Annotated in this window: 21 protein-coding genes; 6 read left to right on the forward strand and 15 right to left on the reverse strand. The window is 70.7% G+C overall.

Annotated features, from left to right (window positions below):
• Positions 1–35: 35 nt before the first annotated feature.
• The 10 genes from ACZ49J_RS35875 to ACZ49J_RS35920 form a co-directional block, all read right to left on the reverse strand.
• Positions 36–1,076 (reverse strand): branched-chain amino acid ABC transporter permease, encoded by a 1,041-nt coding sequence (locus tag ACZ49J_RS35875; RefSeq protein ID WP_467454927.1) that lies wholly within the window; start codon positions 1,074–1,076, stop codon positions 36–38.
• On the reverse strand, positions 1,073–1,945 hold the full coding sequence (locus ACZ49J_RS35880) for a branched-chain amino acid ABC transporter permease (RefSeq protein ID WP_467454926.1): 873 nt from the start codon (positions 1,943–1,945) through the stop codon (positions 1,073–1,075). Before ACZ49J_RS35880 ends, ACZ49J_RS35875 begins: the two co-directional genes overlap by 4 nt.
• A complete protein-coding gene (locus ACZ49J_RS35885; RefSeq protein WP_467454924.1) occupies positions 1,942–2,679 on the reverse strand; it encodes an ABC transporter ATP-binding protein in 738 nt (245 codons plus the stop codon). The genes ACZ49J_RS35880 and ACZ49J_RS35885 overlap by 4 nt, the downstream gene beginning before the upstream one ends.
• Positions 2,676–3,422: an ABC transporter ATP-binding protein gene (locus ACZ49J_RS35890; RefSeq protein ID WP_467454922.1), complete on the reverse strand. Its 747-nt coding sequence runs from the start codon at positions 3,420–3,422 to the stop codon at positions 2,676–2,678. The genes ACZ49J_RS35885 and ACZ49J_RS35890 overlap by 4 nt, the downstream gene beginning before the upstream one ends.
• Positions 3,423–3,426: 4 nt before the next feature.
• Positions 3,427–4,719, reverse strand: a complete 1,293-nt coding sequence (locus ACZ49J_RS35895; protein ID WP_467454921.1) for an ABC transporter substrate-binding protein — start codon at positions 4,717–4,719, stop codon at positions 3,427–3,429.
• A gap of 583 nt (positions 4,720–5,302) precedes the next feature.
• Entirely contained in the window at positions 5,303–6,844 is a 1,542-nt protein-coding gene (locus ACZ49J_RS35900; protein ID WP_467454919.1) for an MFS transporter, read from the reverse strand.
• Positions 6,841–7,392 (reverse strand): TetR/AcrR family transcriptional regulator, encoded by a 552-nt coding sequence (locus ACZ49J_RS35905; RefSeq protein WP_467454918.1) that lies wholly within the window; start codon positions 7,390–7,392, stop codon positions 6,841–6,843. The genes ACZ49J_RS35900 and ACZ49J_RS35905 overlap by 4 nt, the downstream gene beginning before the upstream one ends.
• A 129-nt stretch (positions 7,393–7,521) precedes the next feature.
• Complete coding sequence (locus ACZ49J_RS35910; protein ID WP_467454916.1) at positions 7,522–8,493, reverse strand: aldo/keto reductase; 972 nt, start codon at positions 8,491–8,493, stop codon at positions 7,522–7,524.
• A gap of 267 nt (positions 8,494–8,760) precedes the next feature.
• Complete coding sequence (gene argH, locus ACZ49J_RS35915) at positions 8,761–10,194, reverse strand: argininosuccinate lyase (RefSeq protein WP_467454915.1); 1,434 nt, start codon at positions 10,192–10,194, stop codon at positions 8,761–8,763.
• Positions 10,195–10,298: 104 nt separating this feature from the next.
• The gene (locus ACZ49J_RS35920) at positions 10,299–11,495 is read right to left on the reverse strand and encodes an argininosuccinate synthase (protein ID WP_467454914.1); all 1,197 of its coding nucleotides are present in this window, start codon (positions 11,493–11,495) and stop codon (positions 10,299–10,301) included.
• Positions 11,496–11,826: 331 nt separating this feature from the next.
• On the opposite strand from ACZ49J_RS35920, the gene ACZ49J_RS35925 reads away from it, so the two are divergent.
• The 6 genes from ACZ49J_RS35925 to ACZ49J_RS35950 all read left to right on the forward strand — a co-directional run bounded on the left by ACZ49J_RS35925 (position 11,827) and on the right by ACZ49J_RS35950 (position 17,798).
• Entirely contained in the window at positions 11,827–12,732 is a 906-nt protein-coding gene (locus tag ACZ49J_RS35925; protein ID WP_467454913.1) for a hypothetical protein, read from the forward strand.
• Positions 12,733–12,888: 156 nt separating this feature from the next.
• Positions 12,889–13,476 (forward strand): pyridoxamine 5'-phosphate oxidase family protein, encoded by a 588-nt coding sequence (locus ACZ49J_RS35930; RefSeq protein WP_467454912.1) that lies wholly within the window; start codon positions 12,889–12,891, stop codon positions 13,474–13,476.
• A 3-nt stretch (positions 13,477–13,479) separates the two neighbouring features.
• Complete coding sequence (locus ACZ49J_RS35935) at positions 13,480–14,196, forward strand: L,D-transpeptidase family protein (RefSeq protein WP_467454911.1); 717 nt, start codon at positions 13,480–13,482, stop codon at positions 14,194–14,196.
• Between the two features lie 246 nt (positions 14,197–14,442).
• On the forward strand, positions 14,443–15,825 hold the full coding sequence (locus tag ACZ49J_RS35940) for a ferredoxin reductase family protein (protein WP_467454909.1): 1,383 nt from the start codon (positions 14,443–14,445) through the stop codon (positions 15,823–15,825).
• Between the two features lie 61 nt (positions 15,826–15,886).
• Positions 15,887–17,011 (forward strand): FMN-binding protein, encoded by a 1,125-nt coding sequence (locus ACZ49J_RS35945; RefSeq protein ID WP_467454907.1) that lies wholly within the window; start codon positions 15,887–15,889, stop codon positions 17,009–17,011.
• Positions 17,012–17,060: 49 nt separating this feature from the next.
• Positions 17,061–17,798: an FAD:protein FMN transferase gene (locus tag ACZ49J_RS35950; RefSeq protein WP_467455060.1), complete on the forward strand. Its 738-nt coding sequence runs from the start codon at positions 17,061–17,063 to the stop codon at positions 17,796–17,798.
• 158 nt (positions 17,799–17,956) lie between these two features.
• Here ACZ49J_RS35950 and ACZ49J_RS35955 read toward each other — a convergent pair whose 3' ends face one another.
• The 5 genes from ACZ49J_RS35955 to argC are packed head-to-tail and all read right to left on the reverse strand — an operon-like array spanning position 17,957 to position 22,805.
• Positions 17,957–18,496 (reverse strand): arginine repressor, encoded by a 540-nt coding sequence (locus ACZ49J_RS35955; RefSeq protein ID WP_467454905.1) that lies wholly within the window; start codon positions 18,494–18,496, stop codon positions 17,957–17,959.
• Positions 18,497–18,503: 7 nt separating this feature from the next.
• Entirely contained in the window at positions 18,504–19,709 is a 1,206-nt protein-coding gene (locus ACZ49J_RS35960; protein ID WP_467454904.1) for an acetylornithine transaminase, read from the reverse strand.
• Positions 19,706–20,632 (reverse strand): acetylglutamate kinase, encoded by a 927-nt coding sequence (argB, locus tag ACZ49J_RS35965; RefSeq protein ID WP_467454903.1) that lies wholly within the window; start codon positions 20,630–20,632, stop codon positions 19,706–19,708. The genes ACZ49J_RS35960 and argB overlap by 4 nt, the downstream gene beginning before the upstream one ends.
• On the reverse strand, positions 20,629–21,780 hold the full coding sequence (gene argJ / locus ACZ49J_RS35970) for a bifunctional glutamate N-acetyltransferase/amino-acid acetyltransferase ArgJ (protein ID WP_467454902.1): 1,152 nt from the start codon (positions 21,778–21,780) through the stop codon (positions 20,629–20,631). Before argJ ends, argB begins: the two co-directional genes overlap by 4 nt.
• Positions 21,777–22,805 (reverse strand): N-acetyl-gamma-glutamyl-phosphate reductase, encoded by a 1,029-nt coding sequence (gene argC, locus ACZ49J_RS35975; RefSeq protein ID WP_467454901.1) that lies wholly within the window; start codon positions 22,803–22,805, stop codon positions 21,777–21,779. Before argC ends, argJ begins: the two co-directional genes overlap by 4 nt.
• Positions 22,806–23,271 lie beyond the last annotated feature (466 nt).

The raw sequence follows: 23,271 nt of genomic DNA on the forward strand, positions 1-23,271 counted from the left end.
CCTTGGTCGGTCGTCTGTGAGGTCGGCCGTGACCGTCAGGGACGTCGTACGACCGGTGTCCTCACCCGATATCCGACAGGTAGTAGTTCCACGTCACGTCGGCGTGCCACGGTACCCCACAGCCCGTGCGGCATCCACAGCGTCATCGCGATGGCCAGGACGCCGAGCCCGATCAGGTACCAGGTGCCTCCGTCGCCCCCGAACCAGTCCTGTACCAGGAAGAACACGATGGCTCCGATGATCGGTCCCTCGAAGGTTCCGATGCCGCCGATGACCACCATGAAGATCATGTACGCGGACCAGTGGACCCCGAAGATGGCGTCCGGCTGCACGCGCAGGGTGTTGGCGAGGGTGAGTCCGCCGGCCGCCCCGCAGCCCACCGCCGCGAGGACGAAGACCAGTCGTTTCGCCGAGGTGACCCGTACTCCGACGGACGCCGCGCCCACCGGGTCGTCGCGGATCGCCTCCAGCGCGGCCCCCAGCCGGCTGCGCAGCAGCAAGAACACGGTCAGCAGCAGCACGCTCATCACCGCGAGGGCGAGCCAGTACACCTGGGCCTGCCGCACCGCCGGATCGGCGGCCGACAGATCGGTGAGCGAGCGGCCGGAACCTCCGCCCAGCGAAGGGGCGTTCACCACGACCAGCCGGAAGAACTCCGCGATCGCCCACATGCCGATGGCGAACTGCCCCCCGGTGAGGCGGAACGCGAGCAGCGAGGTGGGCACGGCGACAGCACCTGCGAGCAGGGCCGCCAGGACGACCGCGACGAAGGGGCTGACACCCCGGTCGACAAGGAGGAAGACGCCGTACGCGCCCAGCCCGATGAAGCCCTGCTGGCCGACGGAGACCAGGCCCGCGTAGCCCGCCAGCGCGTTCCACATGGCCGCGACGATGACGAGGACGTACAGCGCCGTCAGCTTCGCGGTCACCTCGGGCGGGAAGACGAACGGCGCGAACGCGAGGAAGAGCAGCAGGGCGGACACGGACCCGGTCGCGGTACGGGAGGCGGGGGTCCACCGGTGGATGGTCGAGGGGGCGGAGGCGGTGGTGGGGGCCACCGGTGACGCGGTGGTCATGTACGGCTCCTTCTCATGCCGAGCAGTCCCTGGGGACGGAAGGCCAGGACCGCGAGGAACACCACGTGTCCGGCCAGGATGGAGAAGCGCGGGTCGGCCTGTGCGCCGACCGTCTGGGCGACGCCGAGGAGCATGCCCCCGGCGAGTGTCCCCCACAGCGAACCGAGCCCTCCGATCACGACGACCTCGAAGGCGAACAGCAGCTGGGTCGGCCCCATGGACGGACTGAACGAGGACCGCATGGCGAAGAACGCGCCCGCGAGGCCCGCGGTGGCCACGGCGATGGCAGCGGCCCAGGCGTACACCCGGCGGCTGTCGATCCCGACCAGCTCGGCGGTGTCCGCGTCGGCGGCGGTGGCGCGGATCGCCCGGCCGATGCCCGTACGGGCCAGCAGCAACTGGAGCCCTCCGAGCAGCACGACCGCCACGGCCAGGGTGAACAGGCCGAGGTAAGGGATGCTCACCGACGACCCGAGCTGAAGGCCGGACGTGGACAGTGAACCGACGTCCAGGGAACGGGAGTCGGCGCTGAAGATCTCCAGCAGTACGTTCTGCAGGACGATGGCGAGACCGAACGTGGCCAGCATCGACGACATCTCGCCGGTGCGCAGCGCCGTGCCGAGGACGCCCCGTTGCAGCGCCACTCCGACCAGGCCCATCACAGGCAGGACCAGCAGGACCGCGAAGAGCGGGCTGATACCGACGGCGGCGGCCAGCACGGCGACGAGGAACGCGCCGAGGACCGCGAGGTCGCCGTGGCTCAGGTTGACCGTCCGCATGACGCCGTACATCAGGGACAGGCCGCAGGCGAAGAGGGCGTAGACACCGCCGAGCATGACGCCCTGCACGATGGCGTTGATCCAGTTCATGCCGGCTCCTCCCACACGGTTGCGACGGCGGCGTGGCTCAGCCCGAAGTACGCCTCGACGACCTGTTCGCGGGTGACCTCACCGGCGGGTTCGTCCAGGACGACGCGGCCTTCGAGCATGCACAGCACGCGCCGGGCCACCCCCAGGGCCCGGCCGAGGTCCTGCTCCACCAGCAGCACCGTCGTACCGCCGGAGAGGATCGTGCCGAGCGAGTCGTAGAGGGTGTCGACCACGACGGGCGCGAGGCCCAGCGAGACCTCGTCGAGCAGCAGCAGCCGGGGGTTGGTCATCAGCGCCCTGCCGATGGCCACGGCCTGCTGCTCGCCGCCCGACAGGTTGCCGGCACGCCGCTTCAGCAGCCCGTCGAGCAGAGGGAAGGCGGCCACGACGGCTGCCAGGTCCCATGGTCCGCGGCGGCGCACCGCGGAGGCGACCAGCAGGTTCTCCTCCACGGTGAGATCGGCGAAGAGCCGCCTCCCCTCCGGGACCAGCGCGATCCCGGCCGCGACACGGTCGTGTGCCCGCCGGTCCGTCACCTCCACACCGTCGAGGCGGACACGGCCCCCGGCCGGCCGGTGTGCTCCGGCGACGGCCCGCAGCAGGGTGGACTTCCCGGCGCCGTTGGCCCCGACCACCGCCACGACCTCGCCCTCGTCCACGGCGAAGGAGACGTCGCGGACGGCACGCAGCAGGCCGTGCCGTACTTCGAGATTCTCGACTGCCAGCAGACTCATGCCGCGCTCCCGAGGTAGGCCTCGACGACCCGTGGGTCGGACATGACGGCGTCCGGTTCGCCCTCGGCCAGGACTCGGCCCTGGGCGAGACAGACCAGCCGGTCGATCACCCGCAGCAGTGCGTGGATGACGTGCTCGATCCAGACGATGGCGATGCCGTCGGCACGCAACTGCTGGATGGTGGCTATCAGTTCGTCCGTCTCGGCGTCGGTGAGACCGCCGGCGATCTCGTCCAGCAGCAGCACCTGCGGATCGGTCGCCAGTGCCCGCGCCATCTCCAGCCGCTTGCGCTCCAGCAGGGTGAGCGCGGCCGCGGGCCGGTTGGCCTGGCCGAGCATGCCGCAGTTTTCGAGGACGCCGAGCGCGTGCTGCTGTGCGGCTCGCCCCCGGTGCGAGCCGCCCTGCACCGAGGCGACCAGCACGTTCTCGTAGGCCGTCATGCCTGTGAAGGGGCGCGGCACCTGGTGGGAGCGTCCGATGCCGCTGCGGCAGCGGCGGTCGGCCTTCCAGCGGGTCACGTCCTGCCCCCGGAAGGTGACACTGCCCTCGGAGGGGGCCTGGGCCCCGGAGAGGATGTCGAGCAGGGTCGTCTTTCCGGCGCCGTTCGGACCGACGATGCCCAGGGCCTCGCCGGGGGCGAGGACGAGATCGATGCCTTCGAGGACGACCAGGCTGCCGAAGCGCCGGTGGATGCCGTGCGCCACGAGCACCGGCGGGGCGGCCTTCCTTGTGCCCACGGTCACCGGCTCAGCGGAGGGGCTCAAGTTCGCCTCCGAGCGGAATGGTGCCGGTGCCGCCGTTGTCGACGATGACCGGCTCGACGGCGAACCTGCTGCCTCCGGTTGCCTTGCGCCACTGACCCATGACCAGCGGCTCCGTGGAGACGTTGTCCACCGGGCCTGCGTGGAAGTTCAGCGGCCCTACGACGGTGAGGAGCCGGGCCTTGCCGAGGGCGGCCGCCAGTTCCTTCCGGTCCTTGGGGTCGGAGGTCGCCTTCAGGGCGTGGGCCGCGACCTCGAAGAGCGCCATGTTGGACCCGAGGATCTGGGTCCACTGCTTGCCCGTCGACTTCTCGTAGTCGTCGGCCAGTTGCTGGGCGGTCTGGCCGGTGAGGCTGGAGGAGTACGGGAACTTGGGCGACCACCAGAAGCCGGCGGTGAGTCCGTGTCCGAGGGAGCCGAGCGCCTCGATCTGGGAGGGGAGGAGGCCGGTCTTGGCGATGCTCGCGATGCGTGGCCGGTAGCCCTGCTGCCGGGCCTGCTTCCAGAACGTGGCGAAGTCGGGCGGCAGCGGGAAGGTGTTGAAGATCTCCGCGTCCGCCCTCTTGAACGCCGCGATCTGCGCCGAGTAGTCGTTCGTGCCGTCCTCGTACGCCCCCGGGTCGACGATTCTGAACCCGCTCTTCTTCAGCAGCGGCCCCAGCCCCTGCCGGATCGCCTTGCCGTCGGGGTCGTTCGGCCACATGACACCGACCCGCTTGTTGGTCTCCACCCCTCCCCCCGTCCACAGGGAGGTGTACGCGGCATGGAGCTCCGCGACGCCTATGAAGAAGTGGTAGGTGTACGTGAACGGCTTCTCGGGGGTGGCGCCGCGGCCGAAGTACCAGGCCTCCCACGGCACGGCGGTGGACAGACACGGGATCTTGGCCGCCTCGCACGCGTCGGCGACGGGGTTGACCGTCTCGGGCGTGGAGGTGACGAGCATCAGGTCGATCTTCTCGCCGTTGATCAGGTCGGTCGCGACCTGCGCGGCGTGCTGTGGATTCGACTGGCTGTCGCGGTCGACGATCTCGATCGAGTACTTCTTGCCGCCGATCTTCAGCCCGCCCTTGAAAGCGGCGCGCATCGTCTTCATCAGGTACGCGTTCGGCTCGCCGAAGCCCGCGGCCGGGCCCGTGCTGGGCGAGACGTAGCCGATCCGGAGCACCGCGTCGGTCTGTGCCGAGGACTCCTTGATGCCGCCGCAGGCGGTCAGCAGACCGCCTGCGGTGAACAGCCCGGCGGCTCCGACTGTCCCTCGAAGAACGGATCTTCGGGACAAATCACCTGTCGCGGATGTGCTGATGGGAGCTCTCATGATTGCCTCCGAGTGCGTCGAGGGAGCGGGACTTGAGGGTGGTGCGGCTGCTCAGGAAGCCGGAATGGGCGGCAGAAGCCGCTGGGGGAAGCCAGAGCCGGCAGCAGGAAGCGGTGGCGGGTTCCTTCGCGTCCCGGTAGGGCCGGGCGGCGCGCCCGATATCAGGAACCCTGATGATGGCCACGATGATGCACAGGGCGACGGCGGATGACAAGGCGGATGACAAGGGTGTTGCCGAGACGTGTCGGACACGCTCTTCGGAGTCCTCCCATCCGGCCTTCCAGAGGGAGAAGTTGCCGTGACGGCCTTGACGCGGCCCGCTCGGCAGGCGTACTCATTCCTCAGGTTTCCTGATATTCAGCCAGTCGGACCACGCTCGACGCACGCCCGGGGTCCCTTCACTCCCCCATCCACCCGCCCACGCCCTCATCCCCCTGGCCACGCCCCCGTCCACCGCCCCACCCACAGGCGAAGCGGCGGCCCCGGCCTCACGGCTGCTTCCAGCGCGCCCCTGCCACCCTGCAAGGGGTTGCCCGGGTTTCAGGGCTCAGTGAACGGGCGCGTGGTTGTCCGCGTCCTCCAGTCGCTGGCCTCGCAGGAGGAACCAGGCTGCCAGCGACGCGGCCAGCAGTACCGCAGAGCCGATGCCCGCCGCGAGCGCGAGCCCGTCGACGAAGGCGTCGCGGGCGGCCGACATGAGGGTGGCCGCGCTGTCCGCGGGCAGGGTCGACGCCACCTCGGCGGCGCCCCCGAGTGACTCGTGCGCCGCGGCGGGGGTTTCCGCCGGAGCGGGGAAGCCCCGGTAGACACCGGTGACGATCGAGCCGAGCAGGGCGATGCCGAGGGCCGCGCCGAGCTCGTACGCCGTCTCGGACACCGCGGACGCGGCGCCCGCCTGTTCCCTGGGCACGCTGGAGAGGATCACGTCGGCGGTCACGGTGAAGGAGAAGCCCGCGCCGACGCCGACCACCAGCAGTGCCGCACCGATCAGCGGGTAACCGGTGGACTGGTCGATCAGGGTGAGCGCGCCCAGCGCCAGCCCGACCGCCGCGAGTCCGCCCGCGACGACGGACCGCACGGAGAACCGCCGGGCGAACGAGCCCGCGACCAGTCCGGTCAGCACCGCGCCGACGGCGGCGGGCAGTTCGGCGAGCCCCGCCTCGAACGGACCCCTGCCCTGGACGAGTTGCAGATACTGCGACAGGAAGAACACCACTCCGGCCAGGCCGAGGATGGTCAGCAGGTCCGCGAGCACGGCTCCGGAGAACCCGCGGTTGCGGAACAGCCGCATCTCCAGCAGCGGCTGGGGCAGCGCGAGCTGGCGTCGTACGAACCAGTAGAGGGCGCCCGCACCGAGCGCGGCCACGCCCAGCGCGTCCGGCGACAGCCCGTGGCTCGCGAGCTCCTTCACCGCGTAGACGACGCCGATCATGCCGACGAACGACAGGCTGACACTGGCCGGGTCCCAGGGACCGGGAGCCGGGTTGCGCGACTCGGGCAGCAGCCTGGCGCCGACGACGACGAGGACGGCCATCACCGGGAGGTTGATCAGGAAGACCGAGCCCCACCAGAAGTGTTCGAGCAGGAATCCGCCCAGGACGGGGCCGACCGCAGTGCCGGCGGAGGCGGTGGCGCCCCAGATGCCGATGGCGAGGCTGCGTTCGCGCGGGTCGTGGAAGAGGTTGCGGATCAGGGCCAGCGTGGCGGGCATCAGGGTGGCGCCCGCGACACCGAGCAGCGCCCGCGCCAGGATCATCAACTCGGGGGTCACGGCATAGGCGTTGAGCACGGACAGCGCCCCGAAGGCCGTGGCACCGATCAGCAGCAGCTTCTTGCGGCCGATACGGTCGCCCAGACCGCCCATGGAGACGAGCAGGCCCGCGATCACGAACGAGTACACGTCGCCGATCCACAGCAGCTGGGTACCCGAGGGCTTGAGGTCCTCGCTGATGTACGGCGTGGCGAGGCCGAGGACGGTGGCGTCGACGGCCACCAGCAGCACGGCGAGGACGAGGACGCCGAGCGCCGCCCAACGACCCGGGCGCTTCACCGCCTCCGTCGTGGCCGCCGGCCGCATGGTGCTGGTCATGATTCCTCTCTCCGTAGCGCGCCGCCGAGCAGCAGCTCGACGATCATGAACTGGAAGTCCTTGGTGGCCACCCGGCCGTCGAGCACGGCCCAGGCGCCGGAGGCGACGAGCCCGTACAGGGCTTCGGTGAGCCAGGCGGGGGTGAGGTCGATGCGGAACTCTCCGGCCTCCTGGCCGCGCCGGAACAGCGCGGCGATGCGCGCGTCGATCCGCGCCCAGCCCTCGTTCTGCCCCTCGCCCTCGAACAGCTGGCTCTCGCCGTAGAGGAAGGAGAGCAGCCCGGCGACGGGTTCGAACTCCGCGACGAGTCGCCGTACGGCGTCGCTCGCCGGCCCCTCGTCCAGGCGGGCCGCGTCCAGGGCCTTCCCGCACTCCTCGATGCCGAGCGCCTCCAGCGCCCGGACGAGCGCGTCGCGCCCCGCGAAGTGGCGGTGCAGCGTGGCCCGGCTGATCCCGGCCGCCTTGGCCACCTCGTCCATGGTGGCGGTGGATCTGCGGGTCAGCAGGGCGGCGGCGCTGCGCAGCACATGGTCACGATCGAGGGCCATGAGACAACCATAACCCAACTGAGACATTCCTGTCTCACTTTAGGCGTAGGCGTCTCACAGCCCTCGGGTCGGGTGGATTCGCTGTCGGGTCGGGTGGATTCGCTGTCGGGTCGGCCGGTTCCGTCGGCCTCAGTGCCAGGGCAGCTGCCCGCGGCGCTCCCAGTACGCCGCCGGTTCCTCGGCGAGTGCGGCGAGGCGGGCCGCCTGGTCGTCGTCGAGGTCGACGACGGCGGCGTGCAGGTTGGAGGCGAGCTGGAGGGTGGTCGCCGCGCCGGACAGCACGACACCCGCCCACGGCCGACGCAGCACGAAGGCGAGGGCGACCGCGTCGGCGCCCAGTCCGGCCTCCTCGGCGACGGCCCTGACCGCCTCGGGGGCGTGCGGACCGGCGAGGCGCCCGTTGGCCATGCCCTCCTTGACGATCACGGTGAGCCCGGCGTCGTGCGCCTCGGCGAGCGCCGGAGCGGCCGAGGTCTCCAGGATGTTGTACGTGGACTGCACGGTGCGGAAGAGGGGCTCGCCGTCGACGGTCACCGAGAGCGCGGCGCGGATCGCGTCGGCCTGCGCGGGACCGCTGGTGGAGAAGCCGATCGTGGTGCCCTGCGCCGCGGCCTCGGCCAGCGCGGAGTGGAGCTCCTTGTCGACGAGGGCCGGGCTGTCCGGGGTCACCGAGTGGATCTGGTACAGGTCGAGCCGGTCGCCGAGGAGTGCGGCGGTCTCGGCGCGCTGCCGTTCGTAGGTCTGGAGGCTGTGGTCCTTGATCTCGTGCTTCTCCGCGTCGGTGCGCCAGTCCGCGGTGTACGTGTAGCCCCACTTGCTGCCGATCACGACGTCGTCGACGTCGGGGCGGGCCGTCAGCCAGTCGGCGAGGAACTCCTCGGCGCGGCCGTAGGAGCGGGCCGCGTCGAAGTAGCGGACGCCCTGGGCGTAGGCGGCGTCGAGGAGTTCGTGGCTGCGGGCCCGCAGGGCGTCGACGCTGCGGGCCTCTCCGAGGTCTTGGTCCCGGCCGAGGTTGATGTAGCCGGGGCGTCCGACGGCGGCGAGACCCAGTCCGATGTGGCAGGTGGGGGTCGTTGCTGAGGCCAGTCGGGCGAAGGGCATCGCGGGCTCCGTTCGGTCGGCTCCATACGGCGTTCCGACCAACGTAACCCCCGATGACCTTCGTGATGCGGCGGCGGCGGTGGCAGGGCGGTTTTCGCCCCCGCCGCCCCTACCCGTCCCATCCCCAGGGGCTTCGCCCCTTCGACCCCCGCCTCAGCGCTCGGTTCTTCCCGTTCTTTGGCGGGTGCGGGTTCGTCGGGGCTTGTCGCGCCCACGCGGCGGAGCCGCAGATCGACACAGCCCCGCGCCCCTGTTCGGGGCGCTCCCTTACCGCTTCTTCTTGGCCGTGGCCCACGCGTGCTGCGCCGCCACGTCCGCCTTGACCTCGGCGAGCTGGACGGCGACGGCGCTGGGGGCCGTGCCGCCGCGGCCGTTGCGGGAGGCGAGGGCGCCAGGGACGTTGAGCACGGAGCGGACCTCGGGGGTGAGGTGGGCGGAGATCTTGGCGAACTGGTCGTCGGTCAGCTCGTCCAGTTCCTTGCCCTCGGCCTCCGCGGCCTTGACGCACTCGCCCGCGACCTCGTGGGCGACACGGAAGGGCACGCCCTGCCTGACCAGCCACTCGGCGATGTCGGTGGCGAGCGAGAAACCGGCCGGGGCCAGCTCCTCCATGCGCTCGCGGTGGACGGTCAGGGTGGCCATCATGCCGGTGAACGCGGGGAGCAGGACCTCCAGTTGGTCGATGGAGTCGAAGACCGGCTCCTTGTCCTCCTGGAGGTCGCGGTTGTAGGCGAGGGGCAGAGCCTTGAGGGTCGCCATCAGGCCCGTCAGGTTGCCGATGAGACGGCCGCTCTTGCCGCGGGCCAGCTCCGCGATGTCCGGGTTCTTCTTCTGCGGCATGATCGACGAGCCCGTGGAGAACGCGTCGTGGAGGGTGACGAAGGAGAACTCCTTCGTGTTCCAGATGATGACCTCCTCCGCGATCCGGGAGAGGTTCACCCCGATCATCGCGGTGATGAAGGCGAACTCGGCCACGAAGTCGCGGGAGGCCGTGCCGTCGATGGAGTTGGCCGAGCTGCCGTGCTCGAAGCCGAGGTCCTTGGCGACCGCCTCCGGGTCGAGGCCGAGGGAGGAGCCCGCCAGCGCGCCCGAGCCGTACGGCGACACGGCCGTCCGCTCGTCCCACTGGCGCAGCCGCTCGGCGTCCCGGGACAGCGACTGGACGTGGGCGAGGACGTGGTGGGCGAAGAGCACCGGCTGGGCGTGCTGGAGGTGGGTGCGGCCCGGCATGGCGACGTCCGGGTGGGCCTCGGCGAGGCCCACCAGCGCGTCCTGGAGCTCGGCGATCAGACCGCCGATGGTGCGCGCGTGGTCGCGCAGGTACATGCGGAAGAGGGTCGCGACCTGGTCGTTGCGGGAGCGGCCCGCGCGCAGCTTGCCGCCGAGGTCCGGGCCGAGTCGCTCCAGCAGGCCGCGCTCCAGCGCGGTGTGGACGTCCTCGTCGGCGATCGTGCCCACGAAGGAGCCGTCAGCGACATCCGCCTCGAGCTGGTCGAGACCGGCGATCATCCGCGTCAGCTCGTCGTCGTCAAGCAGGCCCGCCTTGCGCAGCACGCGCGCGTGGGCACGGGAACCGGCGATGTCGTACGGCGCGAGCCGCCAGTCGAAGTGGACGGACGCGGACAGCTTCGCCAGGGCCTCGGCGGGACCGTCGGCGAAACGGCCGCCCCAGAGCCGTACGTCACCGCTGTTGCTGCTCACTTGCGTTGCTCCTAGGAGAGATACGGATGTGCCGCCGCCTCCCTGCCGGCCTGCGGTCAGGGAGGCGGTCGTCACGCTACTGCCTGCGCCGGGTCCACGTCGGGCTACGCCCGCAGATCACGCTGTGCCGCGATCTTCGACGACAGGCTGTAGATGTCGATGAAGCCCTTGGCCGCGGCCTGGTCGAACGTGTCGCCGGTGTCGTACGTGGCGAGGTTGAAGTCGTAGAGGGAGGATTCCGAGCGGCGGCCGGTGACCACCGCGCGACCGCCGTGCAGGGTCATCCGGATGTCGCCGTCGACCTGCTGGTTGGCCTCGTTGATGAAGCCGTCCAGGGCGCGCTTGAGCGGGGAGAACCACTGGCCGTCGTAGACGAGCTCACCCCAGCGCTGTTCGACCTGCCGCTTGTAGCGGGCGAGTTCGCGCTCGACGGTGACGTTCTCCAGCTCCTGGTGTGCGGTGATCAGGGCGATGGCGCCCGGTGCCTCGTACACCTCGCGGGACTTGATGCCGACGAGGCGGTCCTCGACCATGTCGATGCGGCCGACGCCCTGGGCGCCCGCGCGCTCGTTGAGCTGCTGGACGGCCTGGAGGACCGTGACCGGCTTGCCGTCGAGGGCGACCGGGACGCCTCCCCTGAAGGAGATGATCACCTCGTCGGCCTCGCGGGGCGTGGCCGGGTTCTGGGTGTACTCGTAGATGTCCTCGATCGGGCCGTTCCAGATGTCCTCCAGGAAACCCGTCTCGACCGCGCGCCCGAAGACGTTCTGGTCGATGGAGTACGGGGACTTCTTGGTGGTCGCGATCGGGAGGTTCTTCTCCTCGCAGAACGCGATGGCCTTGTCGCGGGTCATCGCGTAGTCACGGACCGGGGCGATGCACCTGAGGTCGGGGGCGAGGGCGACGATGCCGGCCTCGAAGCGGACCTGGTCGTTGCCCTTGCCGGTGCAGCCGTGGGCGACCGTGGAGGCGCCGTGCTTCCTGGCGGCGGCGACGAGGTGCTTGACGATCGCCGGCCGGGAGAGCGCGGAGACCAGCGGATAGCGGTCCATGTAGAGGGCGTTGGCCTTGATCGCGGGGAGGCAGTACTCGTCGGCGAACTCGTCCCTGGCGTCGGCGACCTCGGCCTCGACAGCACCGCAGGCGAGGGCGCGCTTGCGGATGACCTCCAGGTCCTCTCCGCCCTGGCCGACGTCCACCGCGACGGCGATGACCTCGGCGCCCGTCTCCTCGGCGATCCAGCCGATGGCGACGGAGGTGTCCAGACCGCCCGAGTAGGCGAGTACGACGCGCTCGGTCACGGGTTTCTCCTCAGCGGTGCGTTCAGTGCTATGCATGAGTATGCAGAACTATGCATGATTCGTCAATCGAGGGGGTTGGTGGGCGCGCCGGACCACAGGGTGCGCACCGGGGCGTCCGCCAGGCCTTTTCCGGTCGGACGCGGTGTCGGACTCGGCCGCCCCGAAAGAAAGTTGAACGAAATTTCAGAAGCCCTTGAACGAGGGAACGCGCTTTCTCGTACCTCTCCCCGAACGCAGGCGCCGCGTTTGTAAACAAAGGAATCAGAGGACCGGGCCCTCCCGCCGACCGACGGACGGCCCCGACCCCCCGACCCCCTAGTGAGGCATCCGCATGTCCAGGGCTCTTCCGAAGTACCACAAGCGCCGCGTCTTCATGATCGGCGGTGCCGCCGCTGTGGTGTTGTCAGGGGCGGTGATCGCCGGGTCCGCCTTGGCCGGGGAGACGTCGAAGAGCAGCAACAACGCGTCGACCAAGGCCTCGCCCGGCACGATCAGCTGCCCGGCGGTGGAGGGCTCCCTGCCGGAGATCCCCGCCTCCGCGCAGGCCGAGGTCGACCGCAACCTCGCCCAGCTCGAGACCCAGATCCAGGAAGCCAACCAGCGCCTCGTCGACACCGTCGGCCAGGGCGGCCCCAACTTCGTCCAGAACGCCATCCTCGGCCCCCTCGAGGACAAGCGCGTCGCCGCCCTCAACCGCATCGAGACCGCCATCGGCCGCGCCGCCGAGAAGCCCGAGGGCCTCGAAGCCCTCGCCCCCTGCGAGCTGAACGCCGAAGGCGACGCGGCGGCGGGCGAGGAGGCGCAGGCCGGCGGTGAGGACGCCGCGGCCGAGGCCGGTGGAGCGGCGAACGACGAGGCGGCCGGCGGTGAAGCCGCGGGCGAGGAAGCGGGCGACGCCGCCGGTGGCGCCGAGGACGCGGGCGACGCGGCGGGCGGCGGCGCCGCGGGCACGATCAGCTGCCCGGCGGTGGAGGGCTCCCTGCCGGAGATCCCCGCCTCCGCGCAGGCCGAGGTCGACCGCAACCTCGCCCAGCTCGAGACCCAGATCCAGGAAGCCAACCAGCGCCTCGTCGACACCGTCGGCCAGGGCGGCCCCAACTTCGTCCAGAACGCCATCCTCGGCCCCCTCGAGGACAAGCGCGTCGCCGCCCTCAACCGCATCGAGACCGCCATCGGCCGCGCCGCCGAGAAGCCCGAGGGCCTCGAAGCCCTCGCCCCCTGCGAGCTGAACCAGTAACAGGGCTGCCGTGGCCGCCCCGCGCGCCGGCCGGGGCGGCCACGGCGTGGTTCCGTCCGGACCACGACGGCACATCCGCCGGCAGAACCACGATCCACCACGCCGCCGTGACAAATCCTTAGACAGCCAAAAGGCTTTCCCGGACCATTGTTCGACATGGGAAAGACTTATGAGCGCATCGACGGCCGCCTGCGTACGTTCATCGAGGCCCAGCCCCTCTTCTTCACGGCGACCGCACCCCTCTCCGCCGACGGCACGGTCAACCTCTCCCCCAAGGGCCTCAAGGGCTCCTTCGTGGTGATCGACGAACTCACCGTCGCCTACCTGGACTTCGCCGGCAGCAACGCCGAGACCATCGCCCATCTTCGGGAGAACGGCCGCATCACCCTCATGTGGTGCGCCTTCCAGGGCCCGCCGAACATCGTCCGCGTGCACGGCCGCGGCGAACCCGTCTTCCGCGACGACCCGCGCTTCGCGGACCTGCTCGCGCATTTCCCGGACATCGACCCGGCCCCGCACGGTCTGCGCGCCATCGTCGTCGTACGGGCGGACGTCGTGCGTGACTCCTGCGGCTACGCGGTGCCCTACATGACGTACGACGAGGACCGCGACCTGCACGGCAGGCGTTTCGCGCGGGAGGACGACGCCTCGCTCAGCGCCTACTTCACCAAGAAGGAGCACATCGCGAGCAGCCTGGATGGCCTACCCGGGCTGCCGTTGCCGCTGCCTCCTTCTAGCGTCTGAGGCATGCGCCCTGCCGTAGCCGTCGCCGTCCTCGCCGCCGCCTCCCTCGCGCTCGGTGCCGCGCCCTCGGGCCCCTCGGCACCCTCGGGCCAGGATCCCCTTCCCGAGCGGATGGCCGACACCGGGGGCGGCACCCAGCTGATCACCGCCGTGGCCGGGAGCACGTCCTCCACGACCGGCACCGTCACCTGGTGGGACCGGCGCGACGGCCGGTGGGTGGAGGCGGGTTCCGCCCCCGCGCGTTTCGGCGCCAAGGGGCTCGCCGAGGGCGGCTCCCGCAAGCAGGGGACCAACACGACGCCCACGGGGCTGTACGACCTCCCGTACGCCTTCGGGATCGAGGAGGCTCCCGCCGGCACGAGGGCGCCGTACCGGCGGGTCCGCGACAACTCCTGGTGGTGCCAGGACAATGACTCGCGGTCCTACAACCGCTGGACCGAGCCGCTCGCCTCCGACTGCCGCGCCACCGAGGCCGAGCACCTCATCACGTACGGCACGCAGTACGCGTACGCCTACGTCATCGGGTTCAACTACGCGCAGCCCGTGCGGGAGCGCGGCGCCGGCATCTTCTTGCATGTCAACGGGTCTGGCCCGACGGCGGGTTGTGTCTCCGTGCCGCGCGATGCGATGCGGCGGGTTCTGGCGTGGGCCGATCCGGAGCGCAGCCCGCACATCGCCATCGGTACGGAGAGCGGGGTCACCGCGATCGTGCGCTACTGACTTTTGGCCGAAAGCGCCGTAGGGCCTGCCGTGGGTTGATGACTGCAGGCCCGTTGTGCCTTGTCGCGCCCACGCGGCGGAGCCGCAGATCGACACAGCCCCGCGCCCCTTTCGGGGGCGCCTGCTGTTACCCGGAGTCACTCCGTACGCACGGTCTCCGCGCCCCACTGAACACTCCGTCCTCCCCGCACGTATCTCAGGGCCAAGGGACATGCCTCATCCCTTGCACGCCACCACGGAGGAACCGTGACCACCACGATCGCAGGCGGCCGCGCCGCACGGCGCCAGACGATGCGCCGTATCCGCCCCCGACGCTCCCCCGCCGTCCCGTTGCTGCTCGCCGTATGGGCGGGCGCGGCCGGGGTCATCTGGCTGTGGTGGAACAACACGCCCTCCCTCGCGGACACCGCGAGCAAGTGGCTGGCCGCCGGCCGGATCACCGGACTGCTCGCCGGGTACCTGATGGCGCTGGTCGTGCTGCAGATGGCCCGGGTACCCGCGCTGGAGCGCCGGGTCGGCTCGGACCGGGTGGCGCGCTGGCACGCGATGAGCGGGCGGTACACGATCTCCCTGGTCGTCGCCCACGTCGTGCTGACGATGTACGGGTACGCCCTCCAGGCCGGGCTGACCTTCGCCGACATCGTGCAGCAGACGATCGACTCGATCAACCAGCTGCCGGACATGGGCAAGGCCGCGATCGGCACCGGTGTGCTGGTGTTCATCGGGCTGATCTCGGTGGGGCCGGTGCGCAAGAGGATCCCGTACGACCTCTGGTACCACGTCCACCTGCTGACGTACGTGGCGACGTTCCTGACGTTCTGGCACCAGCTGTCCACGGGCAACGAGTTCGTGGTGGAGCCCGTGGCGAAGACCGTCTGGTACGCGCTGTACGGGACGGTGACGGCGCTGGTGGTGTGGTACCGGATCTTCACGCCGATCCGGCTGAACATGCGGCACCGGCTGCGCGTCGAGGCCGTCATCGAGGAAGCGCCGGGGGTCGTCTCGGTACTGATGAGCGGGCGGAAGCTGCACCGGATGGGCGCGGAGGCCGGGCAGTTCTTCCGCTGGCGGTTCCTCGCGCCGGGCATGCGGTTCAGCTCGCACCCGTACTCGCTGTCGGCGGCGCCCCGCCCCAACATGCTGCGCATCACGGTGAAGGCGGCCGGCGACCACAGCTCGGCGCTGCGCGACCTCCAGCCCGGCACCCGGGTGTGGGCCGAGGGCCCCTACGGGGCGATGACGGCGAGCAGGCGCAGGAGCGGCAAGGTGCTGCTGGTGGCCGGCGGTGTGGGCATCACGCCGATGCGGGCCCTGTTCGAGACGCTGCCCGGCGCGGCCGGCGACCTGACGCTGCTGTACCGGGCCAACAGCACCCAGGACCTGGCGCTGTGGGACGAGCTGGCGTCGATCGCCGAGGAGCGCGGCGCCCGGCTGATGTACGCGGTGAACAGCCCCGACGGAGAGCGCCCCGACATCTCACCGGACACGCTGCGCCGCAAGATCCCCGACATCGAGGAACACGACGTCTTCATGTGCGGCCCGCCCGGGTTCGCCCAGCAGGTGTACGAAGCACTGCGCGGTGCGGGTGTGCCGACCCGGCGCATCCATCACGAGTCGTTCGAGATGTGAGCGACGGATCCACCGATCCACGGGACTTACGCGACCTATCGGAGCCAGGAGCTCAGGAGCTATGAAGAAGAGCCATCCCATTCGGCGTGTCCTGCTCGCCAGTGCCGCCACCGTGTCCGGCATCGTGCTGCTGCTGACGCTGAAGCCGTCGTCGGACCCGGCGGCCGCGGAGGGCCAGTCGGTCGCGCCACAGGGACAGGCGGGCGCCCAGGCCGTGGCCGACGGCACCATGACGGGTGCCGTCGAGCAGACGGAGTACGGGCCCGTCCAGGTCCGTGTCACCGTCAACGGCGGCAAGATCACCAAGGCCGAAGCCGTCCAGAAGCCGGAAGGCGGCCGCTCCACCCAGATCAGCAACGACGCCATCCCCAAGCTCAACCAGGCGGCCGTCGCCGCGGGCAACGCCGACATCGACGCCGTCTCCGGTGCCACCTACACCAGCGCCGGCTACAAGAAGTCCCTGCAGTCCGCCCTCGACAAGGCCGGCAGCGCGCAGGGCTCCGGCTCCGGCTCCGGCAGCGCCCAGGCCCAGACCGTCACCGGTGACGTCGAGCAGACGGAGTACGGGCCCGTCCAGGTCCGTATCACCGTCAACGGCGGCAAGATCACCAAGGCCGAAGCCGTCCAGAAGCCGGAGGGCGGCCGCTCCACCCAGATCAGCGGCACCTCCGTGCCGAAGCTCAACCAGGCGGCGGTGGCGGCGGGCAACGCCGACATCGACGCCGTCTCCGGTGCCACCTACACCAGCGCCGGCTACAAGAAGTCCCTGCAGTCCGCCCTCGACAAGGTCAAGAGCGCGCAGGGCTCGGGGGCCCAGGAGTCCGGTACGGAGCAGGAGTCGGGCTCCGCTGTGGCCGGGTCGGGGTCCGACTCCGGGTCCGGGTCCGACGCCGGATCCGGAAGCGCTCAGGCCAAGGGCGAGACGCTGCAGGGCGAGGTCGTCAAGACGGAGTACGGGCCGGTCCAGGTCCGTGTCACCCTCAGCGGCGGCAAGATCACCAAGGCCGAGGCCGTCCAGATGCCCATGGGCGGACGCTCCACCCAGATCAGCGGCAACGCCATACCCAAGCTCAACCAAGCAGCCGTCGCAGCAGGGAGTGCCGACATTGATGCCGTCTCCGGTGCCACCTACACGAGCGCGGGCTACAAGAAGTCCCTCCAGTCCGCCCTGGACAATGCCGGCTGACCCCTCCGAGGTGCCGGCGCCGCAGCAACTGCGCCACGTCGAGGAGGTGATGGGCACGGTCTTCTCCTTCGACGTGCGCGGAGGAGAGCCCGCCGCGATGAAGGCGGCGCTGGAGGAGGCCGTGGCCCAACTCCACTGGGTCAACGAGGTGTTCAGCACCTACCGCGACAACAGCCAGATCTCGCGGCTGGCCCGCGGCGAGCTGACCATCGAGGAGTGCGCCCCGGAGGTCGCCCAGATCCTCCAGCTGTGCTCCGAGGCCGAGCGGCTCAGCGACGGCTGGTTCAGCGCCACCTTCCAGGGAACCTTCGACCCGACGGGCATCGTCAAGGGCTGGGCCACCGAGCGGGCCGCCCTCCACCTGGTCGCGGCGGGAGCGACCGGGGTGAGCGTGAACGGCGGCGGAGACGTGCAGCTGTGCGGGGTGCCCGGCCCGCAGCGGCCGTGGCGGGTGGGTGTGTCCGATCCGCTGCGCCCGGGAGGGCTGGCCGCCGTGGTGTCCGCCGCCGGTACGGCGCAGCTGGCCGTGGCGACCTCCGGCACGGCCGAGCGCGGCACGCACATCGTGGACCCGCGCACCGGCAGGTCGGCGGTCACCGACCTGGTCGCCGTGACCGTGGTGGCCCCCAAGCTGACCTGGGCCGACGCCTGGGCGACGGCCGCGTTCGCGATGGGCTCGCGGGACGCGCTGAGCTGGCTAGAGGACCTGCCGGACACCGAGGCCCTGCTCATCACGGCGGGCGACGAGGTCCGCTGCACCGGAGGGCTCGCCGCACGCCTGGGCTGAGGCCACCCGGCGCAGGCCCTCACGCACGACCCCCGCTCCCCCACGCGGGGCCCCAACAGAAGACCCCCACGCAAGTTCCCCCATGCGAGGGCGGGGCGTACCGGAACTCCGGTACGCCCCGCCCTCGTTGGTGCCGACAGTATGCGGCGGCCGGCCGCTCAGTGGTTGTTCTGCGCGAGCCGGAGCAGGTGGTCGGCGAGTGCCTGTCCCCCGGTCGGGTCACGGCTGATCAGCAGCAGGGTGTCGTCGCCGGCGATCGTGCCGAGGATGTCGTGCAGTTCGGCCTGGTCGATGGCCGAGGCGAGGAACTGGGCGGCACCAGGCGGGGTGCGCAGCACCACGAGGTTGGCGGAGGCCTCGGCGGAGATCAGCAGCTCCTGCGACAGCCGCCGCATCCGCTCCTCCTTGGCCGACCCGCCGAGCGGTGCGCGCGGGGTGCGGAAGCCGCCCTCGCTGGGGACCGCGTAGATGAGGTCGCCGTCGGTGTTGCGGATCTTCACCGCGTTCAGCTCGTCCAGGTCCCGGGAGAGCGTCGCCTGGGTGACGCTCAGCCCGTCGTCGGCGAGGAGCTTCGCCAACTGGCTCTGGGAGCGCACCGGTTGCCGGTTGAGGATGTCCACGATCCGGCGGTGGCGGGCGGTGCGGGTCTGCGGCACGGCAGGCCCTGCGGCGTGCTCGTGGTCCTGCGCCTGGCTCATCGTCGTCTCATTCTCCGGATCGTCCGGCCTCGCTGGTCGCGTGCGCTGCGTCGAGGACGCCGGGCAGCGCCTGGAGGAAGGCGTCCACCTCTGCCTCATTGATGGTCAGCGGCGGCATGAGCCGTACGACATCGGGGGCGGGCGCGTTCACCAGGAGACCGGCGTCCTGAGCCGCCTGCTGCACCTGGGGCGCGAGCGGCTCCGTGAGCACGATACCCAGCAGGAGGCCCGCGCCACGGACATAGTCGATCATTGGGTGGCCCAGCGACTCGATGCCGCCGCGCAGCTTCTCGCTCTGCCGCTTCACGTTCTCCAGCAGGCCCTCGGCCTGGATGGTCTCCAGTACGGCGAGTCCGGCGGCGCACGCGACGGGGTTCCCGCCGAACGTCGTGCCGTGGTGGCCGGGCTGGAGCAGTTCGGCGGCCCGCCCGAAGGCGACGGTCGCGCCCAGCGGCAGCCCGCCGCCGAGCCCCTTGGCGAGGGTGACGACGTCGGGCAGGACGCCCTCGTGGGCCTGGTACTCGAACCAGTTGCCGGTGCGGCCGACACCGGTCTGCACCTCGTCGAGGACGAGCAGCGAACCGGTGGCCGCGGTGATCGCGCGGGCGGCCTTGAGGTAGCCCGCGGGGGGTACGACCACGCCGTTCTCACCCTGGACGGGTTCGATGATCACGAGGGCTGTCTCCTCGGTGACCGCGGCGGCCAGAGCCTGCGCGTCGCCGTACGGGACGTGGGTGACGTCGCCGGGCAGTGGCAGGAACGGCTCCTGTTTGCCGGGCTGGCCGGTGAGCGCGAGGGCGCCCATGGTGCGGCCGTGGAAGCCGCCCCGGGTGGCGACCATGTGGGCGCGCCCGGTCAGCCGGCCGATCTTGAACGCGCCCTCGTTGGCCTCGGCGCCCGAGTTGCAGAAGTAGACCTTGCCGTCCCGGCCGAAGAGCTGGAGCAGCCTCTCGGCGAGCGCGACGGGCGGCTCGGCGACGAACAGGTTGGAGACGTGGCCGAGGGAGGCGATCTGCCGGCTCACGGCCTCGACGATCGCGGGATGGGCATGACCGAGCGCGTTGACCGCGATGCCGCCGACGAAGTCGAGGTACTCCTTGCCGTCGGCGTCCCACAGTTTCGTGCCCTCACCGCGGACGAGAGGGAGCCTCGGGGTGCCGTAGTTGTTCATGAGCGCGCCCTGCCACCGCGCGGTCAGTTCCTGGTTGCTCACGACTCCCCCTGTTCGCCCGTTCCCCCGGGCTTCTCGTCGGGCACGACCATCGTGCCGATGCCTTCGTCGGTGAAGATCTCCAGCAGGATCGAGTGCTGGACGCGGCCGTCGATGACGCGTGCGGTGGTGACGCCGCCCCGCACGGCGTGCAGGCAGCCCTCCATCTTCGGCACCATGCCGGAGGACAGGTCCGGCAGCAGTTGTTCCAGCTCGGAGGCGGTGAGGCGGCTGATCACCTCGTCGCTGTTCGGCCAGTCCTCGTAGAGGCCCTCGACGTCCGTGAGGACCATGAGGGTTTCGGCGCCCAGAGCAGCAGCGAGTGCCGCAGCCGCCGTATCAGCATTGACGTTGTAGACATGTCCGTCGTCCTGGGAGCGGGCGATCGAGGAGACGACCGGGATACGGCCGTCGGCGAGCAGCGCCTCGATCGCGCCCGTGTCGATCGCGGTGATCTCGCCGACCCGCCCGATGTCGACGACTTCGCCGTCGATCTCGGGCTGGTGCCTGGTGGCGGTGATGGTGTGCGCGTCCTCGCCGGTGAGGCCGACGGCGAGCGGCCCGTGCTGGTTGAGCAGCCCGACCAGTTCGCGCTGGACCTGCCCGGCGAGCACCATCCGTACGACGTCCATGGCGTCCTCGGTGGTGACGCGCAGACCGGCCCTGAACTCGCTGACGATGCCGTGCTTGTCGAGGGCGGCGCTGATCTGCGGGCCACCGCCGTGCACGACGACGGGCTTGAGGCCGGCGTGGTGCAGGAACACGACGTCCTGGGCGAACGCGGCCTTCAGGTCCTCGTCGATCATGGCGTTGCCGCCGAACTTGATGACGACGGTCTTGCCGTTGTGCCGGACCAACCAGGGCAGCGCCTCGATGAGGATCTGCGCCTTGGGGAGAGCGGTGTGCTTCCGCGTCGGGTTGCTCATGAGGAGTAGGCGCTGTTCTCGTGGACGTAGTCGGCGGTGAGGTCGTTGGTCCAGATCGTGGCGGTCTCGGAACCGGCGGCGAGGTCGGCCACGATGTGGACCTCGCGGTAGCGCATGTCGACCTTGTCGCGGTCCTCGCCGACGCCGCCGTTCTTGCAGACCCACACGCCGTTGATGGCGACGTTGAGCCGGTCGGGTTCGAAGGCGGCGCTCGTCGTGCCGATCGCGGAGAGCACGCGGCCCCAGTTGGGGTCCTCGCCGTGGATGGCGCACTTGAGGAGGTTGTTGCGGGCGATGGAGCGGCCCACCTCGACGGCGTCGTCCTCGGTCGCGGCGCCCACGACCTCGACCTTGATGTCCTTGCTCGCGCCCTCGGCGTCGCGGATCAGCTGCTGGCCGAGGTCGTCGCAGACCTGCCGTACCGCCTCCGCGAACTCCGCGTACTCAGGGGTGACTTCGGCGGCGCCGGAGGCGAGCAGCAGCACGGTGTCGTTGGTGGACATGCAGCCGTCGGAGTCGACGCGGTCGAAGGTGACCCTGGTGGCGGCGCGCAGCGCCTTGTCCAGGGTGTCGCTGTCGAGGTCGGCGTCGGTGGTGAGGACGACGAGCATGGTGGCCAGGCCGGGGGCGAGCATGCCCGCGCCCTTGGCCATGCCGCCCACGGTCCAGCTGTCCTTGGTCACGACGGACGTCTTGTGGACGGTGTCGGTGGTCTTGATGGCGATGGCGGCCTTCTCGCCGCCGTGCTCGGACAGGTGGGCGGCGGCCGTCTCTACTCCCGGGAGCAGCTTGTCCATCGGGAGCAGGACGCCGATGAGGCCGGTGGAGCAGACCGCGACCTCGATGGCGCCCCGGCCGAGGACGTCGGCGACCTTCTCGGCGGTGGCGTGCGTGTCCTGGAAGCCCTTGGGTCCCGTACAGGCGTTGGCGCCACCGGAGTTGAGGATCACGGCGGACACCTGGCCGCTCTTGAGCACCTGCTCGGACCACAGCACCGGCGCGGCCTTCACACGGTTGGCGGTGAAGACGCCCGCGGCGGCGCGGCGGGGCCCGTTGTTGACCACGAGGGCCAGGTCCGGGTTGCCGTTCTCCTTGATCCCGGCGGCGATGCCCGCCGCCGTGAATCCCTTGGCTGCCGTGACACTCACGGTGCGACTCCGATCGTGGAAAGGCCGAGGTCCTCGGGAAGCCCGAGGGCGAGGTTCATGCTCTGGACGGCACCGCCCGCGGTGCCCTTGGTCAGGTTGTCGATGGCGCTGATCGCGATGATCCGGCCCGCGCTCCCGTCGTACGCGACCTGCACCTGGACGGCGTTGGATCCGTAGACGGACGCCGTGGCGGGCCACTGGCCCTCGGGGAGGAGGTGGACGAACGGCTCGTCGGCGAAGGCCTTCTCGTACGCGGCGCGCAGCGACTCTCCGGTGACCCCGTCGCGGGCCTTCGCGCTGCACGTGGCGAGGATGCCGCGGGGCATCGGCGCGAGGGTGGGCGTAAAGGAGACGGACACCCGCTCCCCCGCGGCCGCGCTGAGGTTCTGGATCACCTCGGGGGTGTGCCGGTGGACGCCTCCGACGCCGTACGGGGACATGGAGCCCATGACCTCGCTGCCCAGCAGGTGCGGCTTGGGCGCCTTGCCCGCGCCGGACGTGCCGGACGCGGCGACGATCACGGCCTCGGGCTCGGCGAGTCCGGCCGCGTACGCCGGGAAGAGCGCCAGCGAGACGGCCGTCGGGTAGCAGCCGGGCACCGCGATGCGCTTGGACCCCTCCAGCGCGGCGCGGGCACCCGGCAGTTCGGGGAGGCCGTAGGGCCAGGTCCCGGCGTGTGCGGAGCCGTAGAACCTCTCCCAGTCGGCGGCGTCCTTCAGCCGGAAGTCGGCGCCCACGTCGATGACGAGGACGTCCGGACCGAGCTGCTCGGCGACGGCGGCGGACTGTCCGTGCGGCAGGGCGAGGAAAACCACCTCGTGCCCGGCGAGGACCTCGGCGGTGGTCTCGGCCAGAACGCGGTCGGCCAGGGGCAGCAGGTGCGGCTGCAGGGCGCCGAGGCGCTGGCCCGCGTTGGAGTTGCCGGTCAGAGCGCCGATCTCGACCTCGGGGTGGGCCAGGAGCAGACGCAGCAGTTCCCCGCCCGCGTAACCGCTCGCTCCCGCCACCGCTGCACGTACCGCCATGGAACCCTCCTCTTGGATGGCATGACTATACGTTTCACTGCACGTTTATGCAATCCTGGGTGGGTGTGATCGCGGGCCCGGATGCGACGGAGACTTTTAGTTGGCACATGGAGAACGCTGGTTGGCAAATCTTGGTCCCGTCACGCTGTGTTGCGGGCAGTACCGGCGAAACGCCCCCGTCGCCGGTCGAGTGGTGCTTCTCTGGATGAGTGGGCGAGGCAGCGAGAGCGAAGATCCCGTCGGATTCAAGTCAGCTGGACCACCTTGTCACGGCGTACGACGGGGACGCCGGACTGCGGGATCGGCTGCGGCTCGGGGACGACTGGCCGCGTCGGTGGAGTTCGACGTGGCAGGTGGGCGCCGACGAGGTCTACTGGCCGGTCCGGGACATGGCTCACGTACCGGTGATGTCGTCCAGGCCGATGCGGGGGTTCACGTGGCGGGCGAAGCAGCGGCACCGCCCCGG

The organism is Streptomyces sp. NPDC030840 (assembly GCF_055572015.1).